Source organism: Salinisphaera sp. G21_0 (assembly GCF_017744115.1).
Classification (GTDB): domain Bacteria; phylum Pseudomonadota; class Gammaproteobacteria; order Pseudomonadales; family Endozoicomonadaceae; genus Endozoicomonas.
The window spans coordinates 1-3,503 of sequence record NZ_JAGHQW010000131.1 but is presented as its reverse complement, the minus strand read 5'-3'; the positions used below and the strand labels follow the sequence as shown (position 1 = coordinate 3,503).

Annotated in this window: 2 protein-coding genes; both read left to right on the top strand. The window is 48.2% G+C overall.

Annotation, left to right across the window (positions count from 1 at the left end; translation table 11 throughout):
* Positions 1-3,023 (top strand): RAP domain-containing protein (locus tag J7439_RS25050; RefSeq protein ID WP_209204781.1); only part of this gene is annotated, 3,023 nt, incomplete at its 5' end.
* A gap of 53 nt (positions 3,024-3,076) precedes the next feature.
* On the top strand, positions 3,077-3,503 hold a 427-nt coding region (locus J7439_RS25045; RefSeq protein WP_209204780.1), incomplete at its 3' end, for a hypothetical protein.

The following is a 3,503-nucleotide window of genomic DNA, read 5'->3' as shown; positions in this document are numbered from 1 at the left end:
AAACACACAGTCAATTTGCCTGTTCAATCAAACAATACACATCAAGGGCAAAACGACCATTAAATCATAGTGAACAACGCCAACTGATACCATTGTTGCACGATTTTAAAGTGACACCCGGGTGGACTTGGCGAAGCCTGACGACAACGCTTCATTCATTTACTTCAGCGGATGTTTTGACCCCTCATAAATACATCGATGAGGGTGATAAGGAAACTCAAGCTGCTTTACTGTCAAATTTACTTGATGCAGTAATACTTAAGTGCAACCAAAAACCTGAAGCCAGGGATATTGATGTACAAGGTATCAGCAACCTGCTGTGGGCCGTGGCAAAACTGGTGGGCAATGGGCTGGAGCTTGAGAAAACACCGAAGCTGAAAGAGGCCGTGGCCGCGCTGTTGCCCTGGGTGAAAACCAAAGCCGAATCAAAAGAAGAGAAAGACGACTTCAAGCCACAGGGAATCGCCAACCTGCTGTGGGCGGTAGCGAAACTGGTGGATAACGGGCTGGAGTTGGAGAAGACACCGAAGCTGAAAGAGGCCGTGGCCGCGCTGTTGCCCCATGTGAACACCAAAGCTGAATCAAAAGAAGAGAAAGACCACTGTATTCCTCAACAAATCGCTAATCAGCTGTGGGCCGTGGCGAAACTGGTGGATAACGGGCTGGAGCTGGAGAAGACAGCGCAGCTGAAAGAGGCCGTGGCCGCACTGTTGCCCCTGGTGAAAACCAAAGCCGAATCTAAAAAAGAGAAAGATCACTTCAAGCCACAGGAAGTCACCAATCTACTGTGGGCCATGGCGAAACTGGTGGACAATGGTCTGAAGCTGGAGAAGACGCCGAAGCTCAAAGAGGCCGTGGCCGCGCTGTTGCCCCATGTGAAAACCAAAGCCGAATCAAAAGAAGAGAAAGGCCACTTTATTCCTCGGCATATCGCCAATCTGCTGTGGGCCGTGGCGAAACTGGTGGACAACGGGCTGGGGCTGGAGAACACACCGAAGCTCAATGAGGTCGTGGCCGCACTGTTGCCCCATGTGAAAACCAAAGCCGAATCAAAAGAAGAGACAGACCACTTCAAGCCACAGGAAGTCGCCAACCTACTGTGGGCCGTGGCGAAACTTGTGGATAACGGGTTGGAGCTGAAGAAGACAACGCAGCTCAAAGGAGCCGTGGTCGCGCTGTTGCCCTATGTGCAAAACAAAGCCGAATCAAAAGAAGAGAAAGACCACTTCAAGCCACAGGAAGTTGCCAACCTGCTGTGGGCCGTGGCGAAACTTGTGGATAAGGGGTTGGAGCTGGAGAAGACACCGAAACTCAAAGAGACTGTGACCACCCTGCTGCCTCATGTGACAACCAAAGCCGAATCAAAAGAAGAGAAAGATCACTTTATTCCTCAGCATATCGCCAACCTTCTGTGGGCTGTGGCGAAACTGGTGGACAACGGGCTGGCGCTGGAGAAGACACCGAAACTCAAAGAGACTGTGACCACCCTGCTGCCTCATGTGAAGAGCAAAGCCGAATCAAAAGAAGAGAAAGGCCACTTTATTCCTCAGAATATCGCCAATCTGCTGTGGGCCGTGGCGAAACTTGTGGACAACGGGCTGGAGAACACACCGAAACTCAATGAGGTCGTGGCCGCACTGTTGCCCCATGTGAAAACCAAAGCCGAATCAAAAGAAGAGAAAGACCACTTCAACCCGCAGGAAGTCGCCAACCTGCTGTGGGTCGTGGCGAAACTTGTGGATAACGGGTTGGAGCTGAAGAAGACAACGCAGCTCAAAGGAGCCGTGGTCGCGCTGTTGCCCTATGTGCAAAACAAAGCTGAATCAAAAGAAGAGAAAGACCACTTCAAGCCGCAGGAAGTCGCCAACCTGCTGTGGGCCGTGGCGAAACTTGTGGATAACGGGTTGGAGCTGAAGAAGACAACGCAGCTCAAAGGAGCCGTGGTCGCGCTGTTGCACTATGTGCAAAACAAAGCCGAATCAAAAGAAGAGAAAGACCACTTCAAGCCACAGGGAGTCTGCAACCTGCTGTGGGCCGTGGCGAAACTGGTGGACAACTGGCTCGAGCTGGAGAAGACAGCAAAGCTCAAAGAGGCCTTGGCCGCGCTGTTGTTCCATGTGAAAACCAAAGCCGAATCAAAAGAAGAGAGCAGTCAGTTCAGTACTCAAGGTACCGTCAATCTGCTGTGGGCCCTGGCGAAACTGGGTGAGGCCATTGAGCCGAACCTGATTAAATCTACGTTCGATTTTCTTGTTGACAGAATCAGTAAAAACCCTCAACTCTCTCAGCAAGATATATCGATGTCTCTCTGGGGAGTCATGGTATTCTGTGCCAGAGTTTATCTGGACTCAGGTAGCAATAATAAAAATCCGCTTGAAAAGCACATAGGTGAACTATTTTCTCGCCTGGGAAATACATCCCCGGACAATATAGAGGATCAATCCATCATTGCCATGGCCGCAGGTTGGCTTGGGAGAACGTGTCCGGTCACTCTTAAATACACGACAAGCACTTCACAATCTCAATCCACCTTCCGCGATCACCTCCAATGGAATTTTCCGTTGTTGAAGATTGAAGAAGAAAAGAGTCTGAACTCATTACCTCCGGTTGATCTGCTACTGCCAGATTACAACACGGTTATTGACATTCAGGGACCTTCTCATTACGTCAGTGGTGATTTCAAAACCAGGAATGGCTCAACGTTGCTGAAAATCGCCCTGCTGCAGAAATTAGGATTTGAAGTTATTGAAATCCCGGTGAACAAGCTTGACAACCAGAATTCAATGAAAACGGTTATTGAGCAAATAAAGGCAAAGTTAGCTGTCCCGCCAGAGGCCCATGGCTCTGTGTCAATTAACAGCGGCGAGTGGGCGGCAGATGAGGCATATTTTACTGCCGATGATGGAGGGCATTGTTCAGATGACTGTTATTTTACGGCCGAAGAGTATTTAGAAGAGCAAACAAAAAAGCCCAAGAAAAGAAAAAGGAAGAGAAAAAAGCCAGTAAAAACTGCTGCCTGCTGATGCCGTAGAATAGTCTACTTTTTATATTTTTCATGAATTAATGAAATATAATTATGGACAGAGGTGGTTCTGGTATAAGTTGGAAATACACAACTTCAGGTAACGATTACAAAAAACCAGACGTTCATGCCAGTGCTTCAGGGAGTGGGCAATACAGGCATGGCACAGTCACAAAGGTGAATGTGCCATCGTCCTATATCCAGAAGCGTAATGAATGTCATCCTTCTTCTGACGCCTGCTCTGCTAACCATCCACCAGGACATTCAATAAAACCTGTTCATGGTTTTAATGCTCTCATCACACAAGAAAAAATGGATTGGCTGGTGAGGGTGTCTGCTCGTTATGGTGATCATTATGATGGTAAAACACACAGTCAATTTGCCTGTTCAATCAAACAATACACATCAAGGGCAAAACGACCATTAAATCATAGTGAACAACGCCAACTGATACCATTGTTGCACGATTTTAAAGTGACAC